The following is a 25,121-nucleotide window of genomic DNA, read 5'->3' as shown; positions in this document are numbered from 1 at the left end:
AGCCACGACTGACAGAAACAAATAAAAATACTTATCGTTTTTCATGCTCTACCTGCCTTGGCAATTTTATTAATACCCTTCATCTGAGCCATCAATTCAGGTGGACAGGTGGTGATTTTTCTCTCATCTCCCTTAGGTGCTTTTAATGCCCCAACTGGATCAGTAAATGACTGAACATCTCCCATCAATTTCGCATTTGAAACGATACGGACGTACATATCCTTGAATGCTTTTGACTGTGATTCAGCACGAGGGTTTAACTCATCAAAACCTTTCTTAAATTCTTTAAGGGTTTTGAGCACATGCACACTGATTGAGATCGTCTGATTCGATTTCTCGTATGCCAATGCTTGTTGCCATGCTTCATTTTCAGTGAGCCAATGTGAACCTTGTAAACACCAAATCTTAAAATCTTGAATACATGGTGGCCATGGTTCATGGAGCATACGGTTATACCCATTTTCCAGCTGCTGAACTGTCAATCCTGAAAAGTCCTCGATCATGGCCTGTTCAAGATCAGCTTCATCAACTGCTGCCCAAAAATCTGTAAATTTCTTACCGTAACGAATACGCATTTTGTCAATTAAACGACGTGCTTCAGTAATGGTGAACTCACGCATGACCCACCTCCTCAATCAGAAAGCTCTTTGGGGGCTCAGGTACCACATCAATAATTGATGATTCCTGATGTTGTTCTTCACGGACTTTTTGACCATAACGCAACCAACGATTTACATTTTCCTGTTTGGCTTGGTATGCAGATGGTGTTTGGATAGGCTTATTTCGTCCTGATTGCTCAGTGACGTTATTTTTTGCCTTTCGGTTGATAAGTTTATGCTTGTTGTTGTTTACCCATGTCAGGAACGCTACAGCCCACTTCTGTGCAGTCTTAAAAGATTGCTTACCGTAATCATTCGGTGATGCAAACCAATCTCCAAATTCATCAAACAAGTTTTCAAGATCGTGTTGATCAAGATCAGGGTGTCTAGGTTTAGACAATTCGATGAAATCAGATTTCAATGTTGAATATTTCTGACCAAGTTCGATCACTGAGATTTTTGCAAGATCAAAATTGTGGTACTGAACAAATTGAGCTGGCGGTTGTGAAATTTTTTCCTCGTGCGTATTACTACTACGTTCTATTGGTTGTTCTATTGGTTGTTCTTGGTAGTTAGTATGACCCTGCGTCACTGCTTTTTGCACCAGAGTCACTGGTTGTTGCGTGAGAGTCACTGGCTCACTGTCGTCAGAGTCACTGGTATTGTTATCAGAGTCACTGCTTTCATTATCCGAGCTGTGACCCTGCGTCACTGCTTTTGAGAGAATTTCCACATCAAAACGATAATAAGATCGACGACCATTTGAACGATCTACAACCAATATTCCTAAATTTTCGATGTGTTTAATGTGTAAGCCCACTGCTCGATTTGATAGTCCAGTATCGTCCATGAGTGTTTGAATGGATGGAAAACATTCACCAGTTTCATAATCAGCGTATGTAGCCAAAGTTATCGCCACTAACTTGGTTGTTGGTGGCATCGAGATTTGACGTACAGCTTTTACAAAGTTGAAACTGCTCATATGCTCACTCCTTTCGTTGAATTACACGATTTGCACATGGTTTGCAGATTTTCAATTGTGGTAGCCCCACCTTTTGACTCAGGAATAATATGGTCGCAAGTAAGATTTAAATGGGTACCGCATGTAACACAGCGATATAAATCACGCTCATATACTTTAGTGCGCAATATTTTAGAAATTTTCTGCTTAATCAAAATGCTGGTTGCTGGTTTAACGTTTCCACTATCAAAACTTTCAGGCGTAATTTTGTAGCGATTATGGCGACCATTTGAGCGATCAACCTGAATAATTTTTACTTCTTCAAGCAAATCTATAGCCGTTTTAATCGCACGTACTGAAAACTCAGTTTCATCAGAAAGTAATGAAATCGATGGAAAACACTCACCATAGTCATTGGCATAATCAGCAAGGCGAAGAAGTACCGCCTTTGCTGTAGGATTACCCACTTTTAATTTGCGAATCTGGTCAGTTATTGCGTAGCTCATACCACCTCACAATATTGTTGAATACGACGACCAATCCAGCGCATTACAGGCACAGCCATTGAATTACCTAAAGATTTGTATCTTGCTGTCGCTGAAGCTTTAGGTATATTTGTATAATTATCTGGAAACCCTTGTAGACGCTCACATTCGATTTCAGTTAGATAGCGAGCTATAGACATAAAAATGACACTAGAAGGTACAATTCCACCGCCACCGCTTGAGCGCAGCGTGCCATTAATTTCTTTAGAAACTTTTGGAGTTGTATCCGCAATCATTGCGTACGCTGATTCACAAAGGACGTTTTCTTGACCACTATTTCGCCCTAAGCAATGTGCTATGTCACATGAGATAATTGGGTCTTGTGTACCATGAACTACAACGCCATGCCGATCCATTGAAGTTAATGTTGGTGCTTGTTCTTCTTTAAACCCTAAACCATTTTCACCAGCATTAATTGAGCGACCAATAATATTTCCTTGCACCCCAAAACTACTTATCACATAACCTTTATCATGATTTGCCAGTAAGGTCGGATATAGCTCTTGAGAAATCGCAGCGTTAGCAGTCATACCGCCAACACCAATCGTATGTTTAATGTAGTAATCGCCACAGAAAGCTTCCTGATTACCAAGCCACTTTTTTTGACCATGTGACGCTAAAATGGGTGGAGTATAGGTTTTTCCGCTAATAGACGTGCTTGCTCTGTTAGTGTGAATTTCACCACATCTGGTAGTATTTTCTGTCTTGCCTCGGCTCTGCGTAGAATCCCTGTACATGCCTTTGCGCTCAAAAAGTATTTCTGTGATACTTTCTGTTCTAGCACTTGCGACAACAAACACTCGCTTGCGTCGTTGGGCGAGTCCGAAATGTTGAGCATCAAGGACTCTCCAAGCGATTTGTCGCTGTGGTCCAAACACACAACCAGTGTTTGTCCATTTTTTCCCTGTCGGTTTGAGCTCACACCCTTCGCCTGACAGTGCTCCCAAAAAGCAACCGAAAGCATTGTCTTTTGTACTGAGGACTCCTGGCACATTTTCCCAGACAATAATGCTGGGCTGCTGTCCTCGAATAAATCTTGCTGAATCAATTTCATTTGCTAGTCTCACAAATTCAAGTGAAAGTTGTCCTCGATCATCATCCAAAGAATTTCTTAACCCTGCTACTGAAAATGCCTGACAAGGTGTTCCTCCAACTAAGACTTCAGGAGCTTCAATTTCACTATTTCTTATCTTTTCAGCAATAAATGTCATATCGCCTAAATTTTTTACATTCGGGTAATGATGAGCCAATACTTGTGACGGAAACTTTTCAATTTCAGAAAACCATGCAGGTTGCCACCCTAGTTCATGCCAAGCAACTGTAGCTGCTTCAATTCCTGAACATACTGAGCCATACTTCATGCTGCCCCCTCATATCCAATGGTTTTACCGCTACCACCTAATACCTGGTCAGCAATCCATAATTTACGTAAACGATCTTCAGCTAATTCATGTCCAGCATTTACCCACTCAGCAACTGCTAAAAATTCCTGATAGCACTTGGTATTGATAAATTTAATATCAGCTTCAATAAGGACCTGAATTTGTTCAATGCCAAAATCATCAGGAATATTTTTCTGAGATTCGATTTCTTTAATGATTTCCTGATCCAAACCAAGCCAACCAACCTTTTTCAATCCATGACCAAGATCAATTTTGCAATCTTTCTTGCCACGTAATAATTCAATATGGCTCATGCTTGGCAAGTCACGACGAAATTCAACCGTGACCATTGGTTTGCTCAAATCATCAAGATTCATCATGTGAATATCAGCAGATAATTTCCATGCTTCTGGTTGTTCAACATGACCAAGAATTAAAGCAATGGATAAATCCTGATAGTCATATGCACCAATAGTGAAGTGATAAGGTAGTGTTTCGGCATGAGGGAACTTATCTAATAAAGACTTTTCCCCGATTTTTCTGTCTTCAATGAAGTCACGTACATGAGATGAGATAAATTCCATACTCATTTCATAAGTTTCAGAAATATCTTTTTTGTACTGTGCTGCCTGTTGAAGCTGTTTTACCTGTGAAGGCAGCAATTTATTTGGGTTATATTTTTTATTGCGTGGTTTTTTCATTTTGAATCTCCCACACTTTCTACATCTGCGATGGCTTGTTCTAAAGCTCTTTTAATTTCGGGTGCAGTATATGGAGAGATTGCATGTTCTTTGGCTCTAGTTAATCCATAGTAATCCTTAATCAATAACCAGCTATAGACCAGGCGTTTTAACTCATCAAAAATAAAATTATCTATATTTAAATCTTCAGATGTACAAACTGAACAAGCACAATAATCAGGCATTAATGAGTTAGTTATCATTTCCTGAGAGCTTCCTCCATTTCCACATTCATTGCACAAAAAGAAATACCAAACTTTGTCATCAAGTGGTGGAGCTTTGTTTATAGCTTCAACAGCCTTTTTCCATCCAAACTTCGTCACGAATTCATTTACATTCATGCTGCCACCTTCTTTTCATGACTTGAACGAACCTTATTCACACCTTTTACATGATGTGGTCTATAAACACGGTCATAGCAGCCTTTACATGCTGATTCTGGTCGAAATGTAATGGTTCCATCCTTTAACTTTGATTTCACCATGAACCAAAACTCTGAATCTGTAGGCCAATATTCATCACAGTGCTTACAAAGTTTTTCTTTACCTAGCTCAGTAAAGATATACATAGGTTTTTTAGCTTCATTTGATTTCATGCTGCTACTCCCTTATGTTTCTTCACATGCTGTGCCCAGCCTTTACATGGTTTCATGCACTTACGATCTTTAGCAGATGGGCTATGCAAATTTTCAATATCTTTATGGCAATAAAAAACTGCATCCGACTCCAAGGCATGAGCCAAGTCAGATTGAGTAGAAAGACAATGATTTGCTAAAGTTCCACATCTATAAGCACATGATTCACATAGCACCTCTTGATTAGGTGCTTTTTGCGCCAAGATCAGCCCATTTAAAGCACCATGAAAACTAGGTGAAATAAGCTTATCTATTGCGTATGGGTGCATATCGCCAGTGGTGACGAGATGTAAATACAATGCTTCATCACACGATTGTGCGTAATTCACAGCAACATTTAAAACATTGCCAAGTAAATCAATTAATTCATGATGTGATTTTGCTGAAAACTTATCCTTGATTACCTGCAAGCGTTCAGCTTCAGGCAATTGGATAATGTCTGTTAGAGCAATAATGGAGGTGTTATCAATCATGATGTCACCTCATTTTTAAAATGAGTAATTAAAGCTTGAACTGCTTTCTTTTGACGTTCATATACATTGTTAGGCTTTGTAAAACCCCCATTGTGGTACCAATCATCACAGAAAATTTTGGACATTGTTTCATATGAGTCAGAATCAATCATGTATGACAATTCGCCAATGTCTCTAAATTCATGCTCTTTTAATTCTTCATACAATTCACGAAGTTCATCTTTTGTAATGTTATTTTCATTACGAGCACGCTTAACCATCCAAAGCATGTCATTTTTTACGAGACTTTCAAATAACTCACTACCATTCTCAACATCAAGATCTTCTTTAGTTTGAAAAAGCTTATTTATTAAGTAATCTGGGCTAACTTTGGCAAGGAATTGTTCAAAGGTTTCCGTGCCACAGTGTGAGAAAAAATAAGAACCTATATAGTCATCACCAATATTTACAGTAATACGACCACCACACTTAGAATGGGCGTTGTTTGGTTCGATATAAACAAAAGCCCAATCGTCCTTGTATTCACCAAGCTTGGTGAGAGTGATTTTTTCAATCATGCTATCACCCCGTTCGCTTTTTGCTTTTCTTCGCGCTGTTTGAAAACACACTCAGCATGGATGACACGAAAGCCTTTAGAGTCTTGGCGCTTTTCAAAATGCCCTGCACCTTTTGCTACGAATTGCGTGCAGTAATAGCAATAACCACTGAAGCGATTTCTCATCCCTGCACCTCCACCACTGCACCACCATGTTCATGTAAGCAAATCTGCACACCGTTTGGGCAGGTACAGTATTTTTTAGAGATTACGCAATAAGCCACTTCAATCGACTTATCTTCCCCATCAGCAGCTAAATCAATACCAATGAAATACGCACTATCAGGCGCAACACCCAATTCAAACTCACGTTTTTCAATTTGCTGAATCAAACAGTGATGACACTGTTCCCCTTTAAACTCTGGACATTTGCCAGCGCACTTATGTTCTGTTAAATTACTCATGTTCATTTTCCTGAATGATTATGAATTGCTGTACTAGAAGCTCGACCTGCAACGTCGGGCTTTTTTAATGCCTGCCAAAAACTTTTTAAATTTCTGCATACATTCTTGAATACGCTTGTAGACGTTGTATTCTTTGATTTTTCTATGTGCTCAGATGATGATTGACCTGTCTCCAGTTCGATCTTTTTATCTATGGCATCTCTTAACCATTTCGCTCGATCACTGCCTTGGCTAATCGCCAATTCATCAATGATCTCTTGGACTTCCAGCGGTACACGTGTTGACATGGGTGCCAACAGTTTTTTGCTGAATACAAACATTATTTTTGTTTCCATAAGATTTCCTCATTTTCATGTGGTCTTTGTTCTAGATTGGCGAACATATTTCCAGTTAATGTCTGGACGTAATTCTTCAGCTTTGACTTGACCTTTAGTAAATTTTTCAATGTCCTCACATCGGTCTTCTGGAATTTTTTCAATATTCCATTTTGAAACTGCCCAGGGAGTTAAACCGATACCTCTTGCAAGGGCAGCTGAGGAACCTGCAAATCGCACAGCTTTATCAAAAGCCTCATGTGGGGATAACATAATGACACCGTCAAAACTACTTAAAGTAGAACATAATATACTACCTAAAATAGAATTGGTGCAACTAGAATTTGATAGTAAACTTCTACCGATGGTAGAAATTGAGCCAAAAAAAGTGAAAGATGCTAAACACATAGAGTTTGCAAATAGGTTGAAGCAATTGATGGAAGCTGTTGGCTCTCCAATAACATCAGTTAATCAACTCAAAGATGCTATTAACGTTACTTATGAAATGGCACGACGCTATACATTGGGCACAGCTAAGCCCCGTGAAGAAAAACTGAAAGAGCTAGCAGATATATTTTCTGTAGATATTGGTTATTTAGACCATGGTTCAACTCTTGATAACAATGTTGTACCTATAACTTCAAAATTAATTCCTGTTTTATCTTGGGTTCAGGCTGGATCAATGACATCAGTAGAGTCTATTAATCCCTTAGAAATTTCTGAATGGTTGCCACCGTTAAGTACTGATGATCCTGATGGTTGTTTTTATTTAAAAGTGGTTGGGATTAGTAATTATCCTACCTATATGGAAGGTGATTTTATTTTAGTAAATCCTGCATTTCAGGTATGTGATTTGATTTCAGGGGATTTAATTGTTATCAGAAATAATACGGATGCAACTTTTAAAAAATTAGTCATTGAGAGTGATGATCGTAAATATTTACAAGCACTTAATCCAAACTTTCAACCCAACATTATTGAATTTGAAGAGGGTATGGAATTAGTGGGATTAGTGATAGATGCCTTTAGACCTCTTGGTGGTTCAAGACCAAAAAGAGTTAGAAAAAGTTAATAGTTGAGAATAAAAATGTACTGCAATCAATGTGGTCAACCAAATAGTAATGATGCTAAATTTTGTAGCGGATGTGGTGTTAGATTATTGAATACACCAACCCAATCAGAATTACCACAACAAAATACAAAACTCAGCCCTCTTAGGCATTTATGGTTAATGTTTTTATTTGTAATATCAGTCATCATGATTATTGGTGTATTCCCTTATCAGGTGATTACTGGGAATTTTAAATTAACTTATATTTTCACATTGTGCTTATGGTTCTGGGTTTTATCGTACACATATCCACAAATATTTCCTAAAAAACTAAAAATAAAATTAAATCAAGCATTTAATGCATTAGATGAGGCAGAATTATGGTTCAATAAGCAGGATATTAGAACATCATCCATATCCTTTAATGCTTATGATGACCCATACTTACTAAAGAATATAGGGGCAACTCTGTTAGTTGGTATTGGTGAAAACTCCAATGGTGAATATGTTGGTTTTGCTGCTGAAGTAAAACAAGGTTATGGGGTCTTATCGAGCCTTATTATTGAACCTCATGGCATAGCATCACAAGACAAAAAAGCTGCTCACGTTGCAAGAATGGATGGAAAATATATGATAGACGTACTAAATCAAATGGCTATACAACATAGAATTAAGTATCCTCAATAAATAATAGAAAATATTTCAAAATCCATTCACCCACTTTAGTGGGTTTTATTTTGCCCCAAGAAAAATAAGCTACTTTAAGTAGAATTATTTTTCTATTTTCTATTGACAATTTTTCTACTTAAAGTAGTATTTATCTCACAAACCAACCCAATGTGAGGTAAAAAATGTCTACCAAACCAACCAACGCACAGCAATTTGTTGCTGACTTAGGTGCAGGAACCTTTGCTAACCAACTCGGTGCAGCTATCAGCATGGTTTCTCAAGGTGCTGTTCAGCACAACAAAAAAGGGCAAATCAAAATCACACTTGATATTGCTCGTATCGGTGATTCAAGCCAGGTCGAAATTGCACACACACTCGCTTTTGTTGAACCAACAGCAAAAGGTAAACGTGCAGAGGACACCACCTCAAAAACTCCAATGCATTTGAATGCTGGTGGTGATGTCACTTTGTTCGCTAACCATACAAGCCAATTATTCACTGAAGACGCTTAAACAGCCCCCTTCTCATTACAACAATTTTACCAACCATCCATAAGGTACTGAAAATGGAAAACTCTGCTAAAGAAATCGTTGAACTTGCGTTACCTGTAAATCATATATCTCGTGGTCAACTTGTTGCCATTCACGAAAATTTCAAAGTTCATGATTTAGAACAATTTCAAGCTGGTCGTAACCGTGCACGTGGTGTTTTAAAAACCCCATCTTTTGAAGATTTCAAAAGTTATGTTTTAGGTAATACGCAGTCTGAAAATGCTGTTCCTGAAGTAAAAGTTTATGCCCCCGTATTTGTTGACCACAAAAATGTATCAGCAACAGCAATTTTAAACTTCAAAGTTGTTGGATTGGCTCAAGGTCATTGTGACCATAAAGCAGTATTACAGCTTGAACCAACTGTAGTTTGGGAAAAGCTTAATCAACTTAAAGATAACAAACTCAATCAAAAGCGTTTTGCAACATTACTTGAAGATTGGGCAAGTGTATTCGCTGCAACAAGTGAAACTGGTGAAACGATCCATATTGCGGAAGCAATTAATGCAGTTCGCAACATGAAAGTTGACGCATCTTCAACTACTGACTCGTCAGTATCAAACATGCAAGAAACTCGCTCAGTCTTTGACAAAGTTGAAGCTTCAAGCACAGCAGGGAAATTACCAAGTTATTTTGAAATCATTGATCCAGCTTATGTCGGTCTTGATGACAAAACTATTCGCTTGCGTCTTGTAGTAAATAGCTCAGATGGTGAGCCATCGTTTGCATTGCAAATCGTTAAAGAAGAACTCTTGCGTAATGAAATTATTCAAGAATTCAAAGAAAAAGTGATTGACTTGCTTCCTGAAAACCCTGTCCGTATTGGTACCTTTTCCGCTTAAAACTAAAAATTAAGCAACAAAAAGCCCCGAAATTTTGATCGAGGACGGGGCTTCTTTAAGGGGTATAGCAATCGCTATAAGGAGATTATGAACATGGTTTCATTAAATTTCAAATCTATTTTGTTGGGTTTAGGTGGTGCAGTAGCAATGACAGCAGTTTTAGCGTCTGTGCAAATGTATCAACCAGCAAAGCTACCTGTTGAAGAACAGCAGCCGATCACAGTGGCATCAGACACCTACAAGGTAGATGAGCTGGATTTAGGACCATACAACGACTGTCAACATGACTGTCATGCAACCTTATTAACAGCAAATGACCAGTATTACATCGAGGTGAATTTTGACTATTCAGGTTTCGATGATGGTAACGGCTTTAATCGTGCTGTAGGCATTCAGATTGATCGCTTAGAACCTGAATTGGTTGGTGATGAAGATGGCGAAATCAATGCATATCTTGATCGTTATGAAATCGACAAGATCAATGATGCTCTTGAAGACTCTATCGCTGTGAAATTACAGAAATTGAGAGATTAATATGCTTGATTTAATTGAAATTAAAACAGCTTCTAGTGAACCAACTGATCACTCTAAAAGCCTTCAAGCTGATGTATATCGAGCTTTATTTGGTGAACCTGTTAAATACAACGAATTTGAATTCGATGTTGGAAATAAAACTGTTATTTGCCTAATGCATGGCTTTCCTTGGCATGTGGTTTCTAAAGATGAACCATTTGATCAGCATAACGGTGAATTTTGGGGATGGAATCCTTTCAAGGTAAAAGGTTCTGGACGCTTCGGTGGTGGTTGGGCTTTCAAATTTGGCATCACTTCAAATGAAAATTTTCGTGAATTAGTTATTGACGTAGGAATTGGTTCAATTCGTTTGGAAATCATGAATTCACGTAGAGGATTTAGAGCATGAGTTATACAACTGTTTTAGCTGTTCATCCTGGCGAAAAAGTCGAGGAACTATTTGAACTTGGTAATGCTTGGGGTTCAGCACCAGTAATTTGGGATGCCATGGCTCAAAAGTATCTGGATAAACCACATTTTATGGCTGCTACTTTTGAAGATAGTGGTGAAAAACTTTGGGCTCTGTGTCGTGATGAATCTGTTCCATTGGTTCATCGTACCCTCCATTTAATGACAATGGATCGAATGTACATTGAGAAAAAAGATTTCAAACATGCAGCACAAGATATACGTGCATTTTTAAATGATTTTCCTCAGCCTGAAGACCACATTAATCATTGGCCAGCAATTGCAGACTATTTAGATACTGATCCAGATGTACCTGCGATTGGATTTCATATGACTTCTGTTTCTGATAACCCATTTCACGGTGATTGGGATGAAGAAAATGAGGATTACGGTTCTCTAAATTGGGCTACTTGCCAAAGTGTCTATGAAAGTATCAAAGGGAGTGCGTAATCATGGGCACATTACAAGTTCAATACTCTAACCGATCTAATTTACCTGATTGTGATGTTGGGGTGGTGGCTAAAAATATTAAGTCTATTGTTGATGGTGAGGTTGTACATACTGGTGATGATTATCGCCCTCTCGCAACCAAATACTCTGAAAATCAGGTGGTGTGATATGGCTTCGATGACTGAAAGAAAATGCAAATATTGCTTAAAGGTCTTTTTAGCTCGTACTGCTGATGTAAACCGTGGATGGGCTAAGTTCTGTTCTAAATCTTGTAAAGCAAAAGAACAAGAAAAAAGGACAGGACAAAATGCAGCTTACAAAAATATGTGTAAGGAATTAGATGATGAGCGCATATACCACGAAGCCTGTGCAGCAAATGAAATGGGTTGGGATGGGCATAAGGATGCTTATTAAGGAGTTAAATATATGAACACTCAAGTTAATCGTGACCAATTTCTTGCTGGACGTAAAAAAGGGATCGGTGGTTCAGACGTCGCTGCAATCCTTGGTTTTAGCCCATACAAATCACCATACCAATTGTGGTTAGACAAAACTGGTCGTAGTGAACGTAAAGAATCACAAAATGAGTCTGCCCATTTCGGCAACTTACTTGAAGACGTTGTTGCAAAAGAGTTCTCACGTCGCTCAGGTATGAAAGTTCAACGTGTTACTCAGCAATTATCTCTTGAAAACATCGGAGAGTCTTGGGCTATCGGTAACATTGACCGTGCTGTTGTAAATCCTGAAATTGCAGGTCGTGTTTATTTCGATAAAGATGGCAAGTTGACCACTGACCAAGGTTTGGAATGTAAAACGGCTTCTGAATATCTTTCTAAATTATTCGGTGAAGAAGGTTCAGACCAAATTCCAGACTATTACCTTACTCAATGTCTTTGGTACATGAAGCTTACAGGCTTCCAAGTATGGCACCTTGCCGTTCTCATTGGTGGCAATAAGTTCCGTATGTATCGCATTGAACGTGATGACGATTTAATTGAATCAATCTTTAAACAAGTTAAAGCATTTTGGTTCAACCATGTCATTGCTGATGTGCCACCAGACCCTACTTGTTTTGATGATGTTTTACATCGTTGGTCAAATCATGTTGTGGGTAAACAAGTCGAGGCCACTTTTGAGCAAATCAAATTAGGTGAAGAACTGATTGCAGTTCAGGGTCGTCAAAAATCGGATAAGGCTCGTGAAGATGAAATCAAGCTACAGCTTGTTACCTCCATGCAGGATGCTGAAATGATGACTAGCCAAGGCACAACCCTATTCACATACAAAGAGCAATCATCTACTCGTATCGACAGTACGCTGTTGAAAAAAGAAGAACCTGATTTATTTGCGAAATATAGCAAAACTTCCAGCACCAGAGTTTTCCGTATTTCAAACAAATTTAAAGAAACAGTTTAAGGAATTTTATTATGAATACAGCACTAGCAACCCATAAAACAAATCAAGTTGGTTTCTCTGCATTTGATTTAATGATGGATGAAACGGTAATGGCTCGTTTTGAGCGTACCGCTGAAATTATGGCAGGTTCTCGTATGACTGTGCCAAAACATTTGCAAGGTAATGTTGGCGATTGCATGGCAATCATCATGCAAGCTGCTCAATGGCAAATGAACCCTTATGCAGTCGCTCAAAAAACTCACATGGTCAATAACGTTTTAGGATATGAAGCACAGCTTGTAAATGCAGTTATTACTTCACGTGCGCCAGTAAAAGAACGTTTACACTTTGAGTGGTACGGTGATTGGTCGAAAGTAAATGGTAAGGATGATAAATCCCCTACTCTTGGTGTTCGAGTATCTGCAACATTACGAGGTGAGAACGCACCACGTGTAATTGATATTTCTATGGCACAAGTAGGAACAGTTCGTAACTCACCGCTATGGGGTAATGATCCACGTCAACAAATTGCATATTTAGCAACTAAACGTTGGGCACGCCTATATTGTCCAGATGTAATTCTTGGTGTTTATACACCAGATGAAGTCATTGAACGTGAAGAACTTGATGTTACCCCTGTTCAATCAACAGTAAAAAAACATCAAGGTTCGAGTGGGCTTAAAGCTCAAATGGCTGAACGTGAACAATCACAAGAAACTGTCATAGATATGGCTCCTAATTTTGATGTTGAAGGGCTCATTAATCAAATTAATGCTCTAAGCACAATTGAGGAATTAAAGGCTTTAGCTAAAACAATTCCTGCCGATCTTGGCGAACCTGCAAAAACAAATATTTCTACTGCGTATGCCAACCGTAAAAATTATGTGCAATTACTGGTTGATTTGGATGGTGCCGATACCATCGAGTTAATCAATTCAATTATGGCTGAACGTTTTGAACCTAATACAAGTTCAATGAGTGATGAGCAAATTGATGAAGTTAGCGCACTATTTGAACGTAAATCAGCAGAACTTACACCTTAACTAATGGCATGTGGTGCCCTCACACATGAGGGTACCAATAGTGAGATAGAAATATGAATCCAACTATTGAACAACAACATGCCATTGATATGGCATTACATGGACAGTCTTGTAAAGTGACCGCATACGCTGGTGCTGGTAAGACCTCTACCCTTAAACTGATTGGTAATGCAAAACATCACCAACATGGAATGTACTTGGCATTTAACAAGGCAATTGCAACAGAAGCACAGTCTAAATTTAACCATAATGTTAAGTGCAAAACCTTTCATGGCCTAGCTTATAACTCTGTTCCACGTTGGCTGACCAATAAACTAAAAAATCGTCGCTTGATGTCAAACCAATTGGCATCTCGACATGATCTTGAGAATTATCAAGTACCAGTGGCATTGGTTAAACAACGTGGTGAGGATGACCAGAAGCGTTTATTTAATTCAAAACGTATGGCCACATCTATGATGAATGCTGTTGGTTATTTCTGCCGTTCTAATTACAGCGAAATTCAACTCTCACAAGTCTATGCTGCTTTGCCCGATTGGATGGATGATACATACCGTGCTGAATTGGCAAATATCCTTTTACCTAAGGCACATGATTACTGGAATGACATTTTAAATCCTGCTGGCATTAATCGTCTCGAACATGACCACTACCTAAAATATTGGGCATTGAGCAATCCAGTGATTAATGCTGACTTTATTTTATTTGATGAAGCACAAGATGCTGATCCAATCATGTTAAATGTCTTGAGTAAACAACGTGCTCAGGTAATTTATGTGGGTGATCGTCACCAGCAAATCTATGCGTTTCGTGGTGCTGTCAATGCGATGCAATCCCTAGATATTGCTGAAACACGTTTGAGTCAATCATTCCGTTTTGGTGAAAACATTGCTGATCTTGCGAATAAAATTTTGTTCAATGTTTTGGATGAAGAAATTCCATTACGTGGTTTTGAACAGATAGATTCACAGGTTAATGAAATTAGCGATGAAATTGCCGATGCATTTATTTATCGCACCAATGCTGCTGCCCTTTCTAATATGGTTGAGCTGGTCAAAATTGGACGTGAACCACGTTTAGAAGTTGATACAGGTTCTTTATTAAAAAATATTGAAGATGCTCAAAAAGTTAAGTCTGGAATAAAAGTCCACGATGGTAGTGTGTTTGAAGGCTTTAGCAATTGGGAAGAAGTCATTGAATACACCAATGAAGTTTCAGGTAATGACTTAAAAGCACTTGTTAGCCTTATCAATAAAGTGGGTGAAGAAGCTCTAATCAGCTCATTACTAAAAAGTAATTCTAGTGATTATGACTGCATTGTGACTACAGCTCATAAGTCTAAAGGCTTGGAGTTTAACAAGGTCAAGCTTGGTGGTGATTTCTTTTATAAAGAAGCTGCTGCACCTGGTGAAAAAATCCTAACCGAAGATGAAGCTCGCCTTTTATATGTTGCTGCCACTCGAGCTAAAAAGCAGTTAGATATTTCTGCATTGAACCCACTATTTAAAGCTATCGGATATAACGCCCAAGCTGAGGTAAATGCCTTATGCGTCCAATAGTAAAACAAAAAAACTTCTTAGGCTTCAAAATCTGGTTAGAAAAACTGGGGTATGAAGTGAAGCAGTTAGATGGTGGTTTTGTGGCACGAGCAAAAAGTCGAGAAGCACAACGAGCATATAAAAAGTCACATCATTATGTGCGTGTTGGCTCAGACCTTTCAGGTAATCAAGCAGCTTATGAGCTTGGGGCTGAATTTGAAAACCATCTTCGTGCACCTGAACAGACTTGTACAGCAAAAGCAGAAAAGGAAATTCTGCATATTGTTAAAGGTGAATCACATGGAATGGGTTATCTGGTGGCTTGAAATTATGTTGGTAGTGAACGGATTTGTATTTATTAACTTTGAATTATGGTGGCTGTGATGAAAAAAATTATCACTAAAACTTCAGAAGCTGCACTTAATGATATTCAAAGTGCAATCTCTGAATTAAGAAATTGCCAGGACGAAATCAGAAAAGGACTGACTGCTCAAGTTTATGTAGATTTGGCAAATAAAAAACTGTCGAATGCAATTAAACATATGCTTGATGCTGAAAGCTGGGTCGATGCAATCAAAGATTCACAGGAGCAAGGCCATGATTAATGAAAAACCACCGATTGAAATACAAGAATGTCCTGTTCAAATGCCTGTATCTTATTTTGGTGCTACCTATCAAGACTCTCAATGTATTGATGGCTATCTATGGGACTTAGATAGTGGTGATGGTGAATATCTAACAAGTGGTGGCGATATTCCCTGCCCATTCTGTAATCCAATTGATCATCTTGAATACCAATTAAATGATGATCAGGATAAAGTGATTTGCTCTGTGTGCCGATCTAATTTGAGTCAACTAAATTGGGCAGAAACAAGCAAACCTTCTGTAAAACTTTATGGATTTTGTTCTAAGTGTGAATGCAACCAATGGGCTGACATTGACGAAACACAGGAGAATGAGTAATGGGAGTAGCTATCAATCGAAATGACCAAATCGACACATCAATGATGTTGATTCTGCGTTATAAAAGACCTGTTGTTGCCTTAAAAGATATTGTTGAAGATTACATGCCACATTTAGATATGGCAGCTGCAAAACAACGAGCAGCTAAATGTAAACTACCTTTCCCAGCATTTAAGGTAGATGGTAATAAATCTGAATACTTTGTAAACTTAACAGATGTCGCAGTTTGGTTGGATTCACTGCAAAAAGAGTCTCGGAGAAATTGGAGTGAGGTGAATTGATTTCACCTCATTTTTTACGCCAATTTTACGCCATACGCCACGCAAAAAACACTAAGATATTGATTTTAAATTATTATTATAAATAGTCCAACCCACCTGCCATCGGTGCGACAAATATAGGAGAATGCTTTGATCGATCGAATAAATCAGCAATAACATTGTTTTTACTCAATTTTAAATTTCCTGTATTCTCAAACATTTTCTCATATTTCAAAGTATTCACCGCTTAAAGAGTGCTACAATTTTTAATATTGTAGCATTTATAAAAATTGTAGCACGAACATAGGGATAGACATGAACGATTACAAAACGTCAAAAGGTTGATAAAAGATTTACGAATACAGCTCATAGACGTATCAAGCATCCAGATAAAACCACATTCAATAAAACTAGAACTTTTGCCAAAGAATCACTTGCGAAAGAATTGATTAAACACTTTGAAGAGGAGATACTTGTTAATCCCGCTATTCTAAATCCTGAAGTTCAAGTTGTGTCAAAAACTTTAGAACAATTTATCTTGTGGGGCTTAGGAAGATAATATATCTAAATATATCGTAACCTATTAATATAAAATATAAAAATAGATATTATTAGTGTTCTAAAATTACAGAAGCGAAATTCAGACAAATTATTCACTCTTTTACCATGGATTTTACTGCTACTGACACTGCAGAATTAGCCAATATTTATGTCCGTACCATCAATTGAAGCTTTATTAAAATTCATAATAAAATGACCCAAGCTTGTGAATAAACTTCTTCTTTTGAAGGTGTGGTTGAACTTGATGATCTTACTTTGGGCACGTCGTGTTCGTGGTAAATGAAATTGAATCGTTTTTGGGATATGCCAAAAAGCGTTTAATTAAATTCAATGGAATTAACAAGAAAATGTTGTTATCTGCATCTTAAAGAGACTGAATATCGCTTCAATCATAGGCACCGTAATTTGTTCCTCAATTTGCTTAAACTGCTCCATAAAAATCATTTTCAGCTTCCTAAGCAATTAATTTTTTAAATCCTTCTAAACTTAAGTATTTCATATTTTAAATTATCCATGTGAAAGCCTTTTCATTTCAGCATATATCAAAACTCAAATATCTTAACGCCCCATCTCATTTCACTCTTCCCCCTAATGCTGCAACCAACTGCGCCGTATTATTTAACTGTGATTGCTGTAATTGTAAAATTGTTTGCTCAGTTTGTAATCTGAGATTTTGCGCTGCGATCACTTCCAAATAGTTCACTAAACCTGCGTTATAACGTCGCATTGCCACTTGCTCATTTTCAATTGCCAAAGCCAATAATTTGCTTTGTTCAACTTGTTGCTGTTTAAAACTTGATGCCTGTAATAAAGCATCTTCGACTTCTTTCCAACCTGTTAATATCGACTGTCTATAAGCTGCTAATTTTTCAGCATAATGTGCTTGTGCCTGTGCGATTTCAGCATCACGTTTACCACCATCAAAAAGCATCGCTGTCGCTTGTAAACCTGTAGACCACAAATAGTGTGGTGATGAAAAAAGATGAGCAAAAATCTGATTATTTAAATTCCCATTTAAACCTATCGTCAGATCAGGTAACCATGCTGTTTGTGCTAAACCTAATGCTGCATGTGTGCTTGCTAATTCTCGTTCTGCACGAATCACATCAGGACGTTGGATTAATAATCGACTTGGCAGCTGTGTTGGAAGCTGTGGAATAGTCAAAGTCTGCTTTTGTTTCCTTAATTGGAATTGAGCAACGCGTTTGCCTTGTAATACAGCCAAAATATTTTCTTGTAAATTTCGATCTCGTGTAGCTTTAATCTGCTGAATTTGTACCTGTTTTAATTGAGTTTCTGCTTGAATCACATCAGCACGTGCGATCATGCCTGCATGATATTGATTCTTTAAAATCTGAACTGAACGTAGATAACTTTTTTCAGTTTGCCCTAGTACATCTGATTGTGCATCTAGTACACGAATCGTCCAATACGCTTCTGTCGCTAAAAGCTGTTGATTAAGTTTAATCGCATCCAAATCCGCTTGATTTGCTTCAAGATTGGCTTGTTGCCCTTCGATGGCTTTCGCCACTCGTCCCCACAAATCTGGCACCCAACTGGCTTGAATACCTAAGCCAAATTGACTACTTGTTGAGGTGTTTTTTGCGCCATTACGGTTTGCAGAACTCGTTGCAGTAATATTGGGGATACGATTGGCGCGCTGTATTTCAAGTAAAGCCTGTGCTTGTTGATAACGTGCTTCAGCTTGCTTTAATGTGAAATTTTCTAGATTTAATTGTTGCATCAATTGGCTTAAGACAGGGTCTTGATAAATTTCCCACCATTGCCCAGCAGAAATTTGAATGGTTGAGGTTGGTGTCCAATTTAAATCTGCATATTTATATTGATCATCTGCTTGTACAATTGGAATCTGATATTCAGGCGGATGTACGACAACATGAGAACTACATGCGGTTAAAATGAGTATGCAACTGAGGCTGATCACATTTTTATAAACTAAACTTTGCATCATATTTTCTATTTCCCTCAATCAATTGCATGCACTTTTTTCGATTTTTTAAAAAATTCAGCACTTTTTTCTAAAACTAGATACAACACAGGTGTGGTATATAAGGTGAGTAATTGCCCAAGTGCTAAACCACCTACGATCACCACACCTAAAGGCTGACGTAATTCAGCACCTTCGCCCCAACTGAGTGCCAATGGAATAGCACCTAATAACGCTGCGGTATTAGTCATTAAAATGGGTCTAAACCGTAGTTCCGCAGCTGATAATATGGCTTGATTAGCTGATTTTCCTGCCCGCCTTTCCTTCAAAGTAAAATCAATAAGGAGAATGGCATTTTTCACCACAACACCAATCAGTAAAAACATGCCCAACAAAGCGATTAAGCTAAAATGAAAACCGAATGTCCACAGCGTCAATAATGCCCCTAAGGCAACTGCGGGGATGGTGGACAGAATGGTGAATGGATGTACCACGCTTTCATAAGTCACGCCTAGAACAATATAAATCAACAAGATCACCGCTAAAATCAGCACAGGTGTAGTTAATCCGCTTTGTAAGCTTTGAGCTTCAGCCTCTTTATCACTGGTCATAAATATTTCGTTTGGTAACATGACTTCAGGTAAAACTGAACGAATCGCAGCATCGGCTTGTTCATTGCTATATTCAGGTTTAACCACATAGCCAATGCCCATCGCTGCATACTGATTACGGCGGTAAACTCGATCATTGCTGATACCATAAGACCATGTGGCAAAATTACTCAGTGGAACGGATTCACCATGCTGATTGGGTACACGGATATGCGCTAATGATTCAGGCTGTTCAGTGAAGCGTTTATCGACTTCCATCACCACATGAAACTGTTGCGTTTGATCATAAATCGTTGAAATTTGACGCTGTGAAAATGAGTTATTTAATACACTGGCAATACTTTCTATATTTACCCCTAAGCGTTGAGCAGCCTCACGATCAATATCAAGCGTTACGTGTTGTGCACCTTCATCACCCATGGATTCAACCTCTTCAAGCTGAGGCAGTTTTTGCATTGCCAAAGCAACTTTAGGTACCCATTCACGTAACAAAGCCACATTGTCAGATTGCAAAAGCAACATATAATCCTGACCACTGCCACCAAATGGATCATCAAGTTCAAGTTCCTGTTTTACACGTGCTGAGAAAATCGCACCTGCCTGCCACGGCGCATTTTGTTTCAAACGCTCGACAACATCATGCGCACTTTGACCATTGCGTTCTGCTTTAGGTTTTAAACTCACCATCAAAGATGAATTGGTTGTACCACCTGAACCTCCTGATGTACCTACGACATTTTGCACAGCAGGATCTTTTAATAAGTACGCACTAAAAGCCGCAATTTTGGGCTGCATAATTTGAAATGAGAATCCATCATCGCCCCGAATAAATGCATCAACTTGCCCTGTATCTTGCTCAGGCAATACACGTTTAGGCAAAGTCTGATACACATAAACAGAACCTGCGATTGCACCGATCCACAATAAAATCGCCAGATAACTGTGTCTAAGCATCCATTTTAATGAGTTAATATAAGCCTGATTAAGCTTCTGCATCCAACGATGACTATATTGATATAAAGTTTGAGCTTGATCGTTTGGCAATGGTTTCAAACAACGTGCCGATAAACTTGGTGTAAATATTAAAGAAATGACAACAGATAAAATAACGATGAACACTAAAGTTAAAGAAAATTCTCTAAATAAACGCTCAATCACACCGCCCATAAACAAAATAGAAATAAAGATCACCACCAAAGCTAAATTCATAGCAATCAAGGTTGTACCGACTTCCTGAATCCCCTTTACAGCAGCATGAATGGGTTGCTCACCTTGTTCAATATGACGCTCAATATTTTCAAGCACCACGATTGCGTCATCAACGACAAGTCCAATGGCAACAATGACCGCCATAATCGACAAATTATTCAGTGAGAACCCTGCCAAATACACCAAACTGCTTGCACCAATCAACACTACAATCAAAGCAACAGCAGGCACCAATGCACTTTGTACTCGTCCAAGCATCAAAGCCACCACAATCACCACTAAAATGATCGAAAATAATAAGGTCTCTCGTGCTTCGTCCAAACCTGCCCGAATAATTTTCGAACCATCCATTACTGTGGTGAGTTTTGCATCCTCAGGCATCATCATTTGTAATTCAGGCAATCTTTGTTTAATTTTCTCAATGGTTGCAACTGTATTGGCATTGGGTTGTCGGCTAATTTTAATAATGACCGCAGCTTGACCATTATGAAAACCACTGACATAACGGTTTTCTACTGAATCTTGAACCTCTGCAACGTCTTTTAACCGTACAATCGTTTGAGCACTTTTATAAATAGGAAGATTGGCAAAATCTTCAGCTGTTTTTAATTGGTTTGAAAGTGCCACTTGCCAACGTAATTGCTCAGTTTCAACCACACCGAGTGCTTGTGTGCGGTTGCTTTTAACAATCGCTTCACGCACCTGTTCTAAACTTACACCTTGTGAAATCAGAGCATTGGGATTTAAGGTAATCCGCACAGCGGGCATAGAAGCACCGTCAATCGAGACTTCCCCCACCCCACTCACTTGTGCCAAATTAGGTTGTAGCAGATCACTGGCAACTTCGTATAATTTACCTGCCGATACATGCTGTGAACTCAATGCCAAATAGAAAATAGGACTTTGACTTGGATTCACTTTGAAATATTCAGGTGGGCTTGGCATACCTGAGGGTAACTGAGACATTGCAGCATTAATAGCGGCTTGTACTTCTCTTGCGGCTTCATTAATATCTGTTGCCAAATCAAAATGTAGCACCACCTGCGCTGAACTTTGACTGCTTGATGAGTTAATGGCTTTCACCCCAGACACACCCATCATGGCACGTTCCAGTGGTGTTGCTACTGTAGCAGACATACTCTCAGGGCTTGCACCGGGTAAACTTGCCCGCACCACAATGGTTGGAATATCTGCTTGGGGCAAGGCTGCAACAGGTAAGCGCAAATATGCCAAAACACCTAATAGTACAATTGCAATGGCAATTAGCACACTTGCAACAGGTCGATGAATAAAGGCTGAGAGTAATTTCAAAACTCTCTCCCAACATCATTACTTACAAATGAGCTTGCATCTGATTGGCTAAATGACTGCTGTATGCGATCGAAAAACAAATACACCACAGGTGTAGTAAAGAGTGTCAGAACCTGACTAAGCAACAATCCCCCCACCATGACAATGCCAAGCGGTTGCCTCAGCTCCGCCCCCGCACCTGATGCCAACATCAATGGAATTGCCCCAACCAACGCTGCGAGTGTCGTCATTAAAATAGGACGGAAACGCATGAGTGCTGCTTGGTGAATTGCTTGTTGAGGTGATAAACCCTCATTGCGCTGAGCTGCTAAGGCAAAGTCCACCATCATAATTCCATTTTTTTTCACCAAACCAATCAACAAGATAATGCCAATTAAAGCGATCATGTCTAAAGGTCGATTGACCATAAACAAGGCAAGTAAAGCTCCAATTGCTGCTGAGGGTAATGTGGAAAGAATGGTAATAGGGTGAATAAAGCTTTCGTACAAAATTCCCAATACGATATACATAGTGACAATCGCAGCAATCACTAACCAGAATGTATGTTGTTTTGAATTTTCATAGGCTGCCGCAGCACCTTGCAATTTCACTTTGACATCTATCGGTAAATTAAGTTGCTGTTCAACTTGATGAATCACCTGAATTGCATCACCCAATGCCACGCCCTGTGCTAAATTAAATGACACCCCATTGGCTGGAAATTGTGATTGTTTTTGTAGCAGAATCGGTACACGCTTTTGAACAATTGTTGCCACTGAACTGAGTAGAATCGGTTCACCATTTTTATTGTGGATATAAGTCTGTGCGAGAGCATCAAAACCTTGTGTCGCCTCTGGAGCAAGTTCCAACACGATGCGGTATTGGTTCGACTGTGTGTATAAAGTGGCAATTTGTCTTTGTGCAAACAAGTTTTGCAGCGCTAAACTAATGTCTTCAATATTTAAATCTAAACGTGCTGCTGCATCACGATTGACATCAATAAAAGCTTGTAAGCCCAATCCGCCACCATCACTGGTCACATCAGCAAATTCAGCCTGTTTACGTAAAGCATCAACTAAAATAGGTGTCCATTGCTCTAAATCTGCACTGCGAGTTGCAGTAAGACTCAACTGATATTGCGTTCGGCTAATTTTATCGTCAATACTCAACTCTTGCACAGGCTGCATCCAGCCTTGAATACCTTTGACTTGGTCAAATTCTCCTCGCAAACGAGTCATCACTTGTGATGCGGGATCACGTTCAGCATAAGGTTTCAGATTAATCAGGATTCGACCATTACTGAGCTTCGGATTATTAGCATCAATGCCAATAAAGGAGGACAAGCTCTCCACCGCAGGGTCTTTTAAAATTTGTTGTGCCAAAGCCTGTTGACGTTCACTCATGGCTTGGAACGAAATATCATCAGGTGCTTCTGTCACGACCTGAATCACACCACTGTCTTGTACAGGGAAAAAGCCTTTAGGAATCATCCAATACATCACACCTGCCAACATGACCATACTCAGCATCACGACCAAAGTGAAAGTTTGATGTTTAAATACCCATTCTAAACCTTTGCCATATTGCTGAATCACCCAATCCAAACTCCATCGGCTACGTGAAGCCGTGTGTTTCGTATTTTTAAGTAAATAAGCGCACATCATCGGAGTAAGCGTGAGAGAAACGACGAGTGATAAGGCTATTGCTGCTGCCAAAGTCACGGCAAATTCATGGAATAAACGCCCCACGACATCGCCCATAAACAATAAAGGAATAAGCACGGCGATTAACGATATGGTCAGTGAAATCAGAGTAAAACCAATTTCTCGTGAACCTTTGAGTGCCGCTTGTAACAAGCTTTCGCCTGACTCTCTATGTCGGGCAATATTTTCCAACATCACAATCGCATCATCGACCACAAAACCTGTGGCAATGGTCAGCGCCATGAGGGTTAAGTTATTGATTGAAAACCCTAAAAAGTACATTAAAACAAATGTACCGATAATCGACAGCGGTACGGCAATACTCGGAATAATGGTGGCAGAGAGATTTCTTAAAAATAAGAATGTCACCATCACCACTAGGCATACTGCAAAAACTAATTCTTTTTGCACATCATGAATCGAACTACGAATACTTTCAGTTCGATCAGTCAAAATACGAATTTTGACATTGTCAGGGAGATTCTGTTGTAGCTCAGGTAAAACTTGTTTAATTTGATCGGCAACTTGAATCACATTGGCATTCGGTTGACGTTGCACATTCACTAGAATTGCAGATTGGCTGTCTGCCCATGCTGCCATATAACGATCTTCACTCCCCTCAATCACAGTTGCAACATCTTTGAGGCGAATGGGTGCTCCATTATTCCAACGCAGAATTAAAGCTTCATAGTCTGCAATTGAGCGAATCTGATCATTGGCATCCAACATTGTGGTCCGAAATGGCCCGTCAAAACTACCTTTCGGTTGATTTGCATTGGCAGAATGAATGGCAGAGCGAACATCTTCCGCACTCATTTTATAATTTGCCAGCGCAGTCGGATTCATTTGCACTCGGATTGCAGGTCGTTGCCCACCTGCAAGACTGACCATTCCTACACCTGTCAATTGCGACAGCTTTTGCGCAACGCGAGTATCCACCATGTCATATACAGTGGTTAAGGGTAAGGTTTCTGAGCTAATCGCAAGGGTGATCACAGGAACATCAGCAGGATTGACTTTGCGATAGATCGGTGGCGTAGGTAAATCACTCGGTAACTTACTACTTGCAGTACTTAATGCAGACTGAACTTCTTGCTCGACGACACCCAATTCAGCACGGAGATCAAACTGCAATGTAATCACGGACGCCCCAACTGAACTATTGGAGGACATCTGTTTTAAGCCTGCAATTTTCCCCATTTCACGTTCAAGTGGTGCAGTAATGGTTCGTTGTACAGTGTCTGGATTTGCACCTGGCTGAAAGGTATACACCTGAATAATTGGATAGTCCACTTGCGGTAACGCAGATACAGGAAGCATTCGCCAAACAAGCAGACCACTCACTAGCAATGCCAACATTAGAAGCGTTGTTGCTACTGGACGTAAAATAAAGAACCTTGAAATATTCATGA

General features: G+C 39.1%; 32 protein-coding genes and 1 pseudogene. 17 read left to right on the top strand and 16 right to left on the bottom strand.

Features of this window, described 5'->3' with window-relative positions:
- Positions 1-41: 41 nt before the first annotated feature.
- From EXE10_RS06200 to EXE10_RS06145, 13 genes are read right to left on the bottom strand one after another with little or no spacing between them, the layout of a single operon-like run.
- Positions 42-620, bottom strand: coding sequence for a hypothetical protein (locus EXE10_RS06200; RefSeq protein ID WP_130112745.1), 579 nt, complete (start codon positions 618-620; stop codon positions 42-44).
- Positions 613-1,581, bottom strand: coding sequence for a helix-turn-helix domain-containing protein (locus EXE10_RS06195; RefSeq protein ID WP_130112744.1), 969 nt, complete (start codon positions 1,579-1,581; stop codon positions 613-615). The genes EXE10_RS06200 and EXE10_RS06195 overlap by 8 nt, the downstream gene beginning before the upstream one ends.
- Positions 1,578-2,066, bottom strand: a complete 489-nt coding sequence (locus tag EXE10_RS06190; protein ID WP_130112743.1) for an HNH endonuclease — start codon at positions 2,064-2,066, stop codon at positions 1,578-1,580. Before EXE10_RS06190 ends, EXE10_RS06195 begins: the two co-directional genes overlap by 4 nt.
- The gene (locus tag EXE10_RS06185) at positions 2,063-3,466 is read right to left on the bottom strand and encodes a DNA cytosine methyltransferase (protein ID WP_130112742.1); all 1,404 of its coding nucleotides are present in this window, start codon (positions 3,464-3,466) and stop codon (positions 2,063-2,065) included. Before EXE10_RS06185 ends, EXE10_RS06190 begins: the two co-directional genes overlap by 4 nt.
- On the bottom strand, positions 3,463-4,188 hold the full coding sequence (locus EXE10_RS06180; protein ID WP_130112741.1) for a hypothetical protein: 726 nt from the start codon (positions 4,186-4,188) through the stop codon (positions 3,463-3,465). The genes EXE10_RS06185 and EXE10_RS06180 overlap by 4 nt, the downstream gene beginning before the upstream one ends.
- The gene (locus EXE10_RS06175; RefSeq protein WP_130112740.1) at positions 4,185-4,568 is read right to left on the bottom strand and encodes a hypothetical protein; all 384 of its coding nucleotides are present in this window, start codon (positions 4,566-4,568) and stop codon (positions 4,185-4,187) included. The genes EXE10_RS06180 and EXE10_RS06175 overlap by 4 nt, the downstream gene beginning before the upstream one ends.
- Positions 4,565-4,822, bottom strand: a complete 258-nt coding sequence (locus EXE10_RS06170) for a hypothetical protein (protein WP_010112832.1) — start codon at positions 4,820-4,822, stop codon at positions 4,565-4,567. The genes EXE10_RS06175 and EXE10_RS06170 overlap by 4 nt, the downstream gene beginning before the upstream one ends.
- Positions 4,819-5,334, bottom strand: a complete 516-nt coding sequence (locus EXE10_RS06165) for a hypothetical protein (protein ID WP_130112739.1) — start codon at positions 5,332-5,334, stop codon at positions 4,819-4,821. The genes EXE10_RS06170 and EXE10_RS06165 overlap by 4 nt, the downstream gene beginning before the upstream one ends.
- Positions 5,331-5,891 (bottom strand): hypothetical protein, encoded by a 561-nt coding sequence (locus tag EXE10_RS06160; RefSeq protein WP_130112738.1) that lies wholly within the window; start codon positions 5,889-5,891, stop codon positions 5,331-5,333. The genes EXE10_RS06165 and EXE10_RS06160 overlap by 4 nt, the downstream gene beginning before the upstream one ends.
- Positions 5,888-6,055 carry a hypothetical protein gene (locus EXE10_RS21440; RefSeq protein ID WP_165382992.1) on the bottom strand — a complete coding sequence of 56 codons (168 nt, stop codon included), beginning with the start codon at positions 6,053-6,055 and terminating at the stop codon, positions 5,888-5,890. Before EXE10_RS21440 ends, EXE10_RS06160 begins: the two co-directional genes overlap by 4 nt.
- Entirely contained in the window at positions 6,052-6,333 is a 282-nt protein-coding gene (locus tag EXE10_RS06155) for a hypothetical protein (protein ID WP_130112737.1), read from the bottom strand. The genes EXE10_RS21440 and EXE10_RS06155 overlap by 4 nt, the downstream gene beginning before the upstream one ends.
- 2 nt (positions 6,334-6,335) lie before the next feature.
- Positions 6,336-6,668: a hypothetical protein gene (locus EXE10_RS06150; RefSeq protein WP_130112736.1), complete on the bottom strand. Its 333-nt coding sequence runs from the start codon at positions 6,666-6,668 to the stop codon at positions 6,336-6,338.
- A gap of 15 nt (positions 6,669-6,683) precedes the next feature.
- Positions 6,684-6,920, bottom strand: coding sequence for a transcriptional regulator (locus tag EXE10_RS06145; protein WP_130112735.1), 237 nt, complete (start codon positions 6,918-6,920; stop codon positions 6,684-6,686).
- Between the two features lies 1 nt (position 6,921).
- On the opposite strand from EXE10_RS06145, the gene EXE10_RS06140 reads away from it, so the two are divergent.
- The 17 genes and pseudogenes from EXE10_RS06140 (at position 6,922) to EXE10_RS06065 (ending at position 17,422) form a co-directional block, all read left to right on the top strand.
- A complete protein-coding gene (locus tag EXE10_RS06140; RefSeq protein WP_165382991.1) occupies positions 6,922-7,719 on the top strand; it encodes a S24 family peptidase in 798 nt (265 codons plus the stop codon).
- Positions 7,720-7,734: 15 nt separating this feature from the next.
- On the top strand, positions 7,735-8,385 hold the full coding sequence (locus EXE10_RS21750) for a zinc-ribbon domain-containing protein (protein WP_213073844.1): 651 nt from the start codon (positions 7,735-7,737) through the stop codon (positions 8,383-8,385).
- A 164-nt stretch (positions 8,386-8,549) separates the two neighbouring features.
- Complete coding sequence (locus tag EXE10_RS06130) at positions 8,550-8,879, top strand: hypothetical protein (protein ID WP_010112842.1); 330 nt, start codon at positions 8,550-8,552, stop codon at positions 8,877-8,879.
- Positions 8,880-8,932: 53 nt separating this feature from the next.
- On the top strand, positions 8,933-9,757 hold the full coding sequence (locus EXE10_RS06125; RefSeq protein ID WP_130112734.1) for a DUF2303 family protein: 825 nt from the start codon (positions 8,933-8,935) through the stop codon (positions 9,755-9,757).
- A gap of 93 nt (positions 9,758-9,850) precedes the next feature.
- Positions 9,851-10,291, top strand: coding sequence for a hypothetical protein (locus tag EXE10_RS06120; RefSeq protein WP_130112733.1), 441 nt, complete (start codon positions 9,851-9,853; stop codon positions 10,289-10,291).
- A 1-nt stretch (position 10,292) separates the two neighbouring features.
- Positions 10,293-10,679: a hypothetical protein gene (locus EXE10_RS06115; protein WP_130112732.1), complete on the top strand. Its 387-nt coding sequence runs from the start codon at positions 10,293-10,295 to the stop codon at positions 10,677-10,679.
- On the top strand, positions 10,676-11,188 hold the full coding sequence (locus tag EXE10_RS06110) for a hypothetical protein (protein WP_130112731.1): 513 nt from the start codon (positions 10,676-10,678) through the stop codon (positions 11,186-11,188). Before EXE10_RS06115 ends, EXE10_RS06110 begins: the two co-directional genes overlap by 4 nt.
- 2 nt (positions 11,189-11,190) lie before the next feature.
- The gene (locus EXE10_RS21435; protein WP_165382990.1) at positions 11,191-11,355 is read left to right on the top strand and encodes a hypothetical protein; all 165 of its coding nucleotides are present in this window, start codon (positions 11,191-11,193) and stop codon (positions 11,353-11,355) included.
- Between the two features lies 1 nt (position 11,356).
- Complete coding sequence (locus tag EXE10_RS06105; RefSeq protein ID WP_130112730.1) at positions 11,357-11,602, top strand: hypothetical protein; 246 nt, start codon at positions 11,357-11,359, stop codon at positions 11,600-11,602.
- A gap of 12 nt (positions 11,603-11,614) precedes the next feature.
- Positions 11,615-12,604: a YqaJ viral recombinase family protein gene (locus EXE10_RS06100; RefSeq protein ID WP_130112729.1), complete on the top strand. Its 990-nt coding sequence runs from the start codon at positions 11,615-11,617 to the stop codon at positions 12,602-12,604.
- Positions 12,605-12,615: 11 nt separating this feature from the next.
- A complete protein-coding gene (locus EXE10_RS06095; RefSeq protein WP_130112728.1) occupies positions 12,616-13,626 on the top strand; it encodes a RecT family recombinase in 1,011 nt (336 codons plus the stop codon).
- Positions 13,627-13,679: 53 nt separating this feature from the next.
- Positions 13,680-15,185, top strand: coding sequence for a 3'-5' exonuclease (locus EXE10_RS06090; RefSeq protein WP_130112727.1), 1,506 nt, complete (start codon positions 13,680-13,682; stop codon positions 15,183-15,185).
- Positions 15,173-15,490: a hypothetical protein gene (locus EXE10_RS06085; protein WP_130112726.1), complete on the top strand. Its 318-nt coding sequence runs from the start codon at positions 15,173-15,175 to the stop codon at positions 15,488-15,490. The genes EXE10_RS06090 and EXE10_RS06085 overlap by 13 nt, the downstream gene beginning before the upstream one ends.
- A 57-nt stretch (positions 15,491-15,547) precedes the next feature.
- A complete protein-coding gene (locus EXE10_RS06080; RefSeq protein WP_070152236.1) occupies positions 15,548-15,769 on the top strand; it encodes a hypothetical protein in 222 nt (73 codons plus the stop codon).
- Positions 15,762-16,127 carry a hypothetical protein gene (locus EXE10_RS06075; RefSeq protein ID WP_130112725.1) on the top strand — a complete coding sequence of 122 codons (366 nt, stop codon included), beginning with the start codon at positions 15,762-15,764 and terminating at the stop codon, positions 16,125-16,127. The genes EXE10_RS06080 and EXE10_RS06075 overlap by 8 nt, the downstream gene beginning before the upstream one ends.
- Positions 16,127-16,408: a pyocin activator PrtN family protein gene (locus EXE10_RS06070; protein ID WP_130112724.1), complete on the top strand. Its 282-nt coding sequence runs from the start codon at positions 16,127-16,129 to the stop codon at positions 16,406-16,408. The genes EXE10_RS06075 and EXE10_RS06070 overlap by 1 nt, the downstream gene beginning before the upstream one ends.
- A gap of 603 nt (positions 16,409-17,011) precedes the next feature.
- Positions 17,012-17,422, top strand: a pseudogene (locus tag EXE10_RS06065) (hypothetical protein).
- A gap of 97 nt (positions 17,423-17,519) precedes the next feature.
- Here the strand turns inward: EXE10_RS06065 and EXE10_RS06060 are convergent.
- Genes EXE10_RS06060 through EXE10_RS06050 form a run of 3 tightly spaced genes read right to left on the bottom strand, consistent with a single transcriptional unit; the run spans position 17,520 to position 25,119 of the window.
- Positions 17,520-18,917, bottom strand: coding sequence for an efflux transporter outer membrane subunit (locus EXE10_RS06060; RefSeq protein WP_130112777.1), 1,398 nt, complete (start codon positions 18,915-18,917; stop codon positions 17,520-17,522).
- A 17-nt stretch (positions 18,918-18,934) separates the two neighbouring features.
- Positions 18,935-22,027 (bottom strand): efflux RND transporter permease subunit, encoded by a 3,093-nt coding sequence (locus EXE10_RS06055; RefSeq protein ID WP_130112723.1) that lies wholly within the window; start codon positions 22,025-22,027, stop codon positions 18,935-18,937.
- Positions 22,024-25,119 (bottom strand): multidrug efflux RND transporter permease subunit, encoded by a 3,096-nt coding sequence (locus EXE10_RS06050; protein WP_130112722.1) that lies wholly within the window; start codon positions 25,117-25,119, stop codon positions 22,024-22,026. The genes EXE10_RS06055 and EXE10_RS06050 overlap by 4 nt, the downstream gene beginning before the upstream one ends.
- Positions 25,120-25,121 lie beyond the last annotated feature (2 nt).

The sequence above is a fragment of the Acinetobacter sp. WCHAc060033 genome, from assembly GCF_004209125.1.
GTDB classification, from domain to species: Bacteria; Pseudomonadota; Gammaproteobacteria; order Pseudomonadales; family Moraxellaceae; genus Acinetobacter; species Acinetobacter wuhouensis.
The sequence above is the reverse complement of the archived record's forward strand: the minus strand, read 5'-3'. Positions and strand labels throughout refer to the sequence as shown.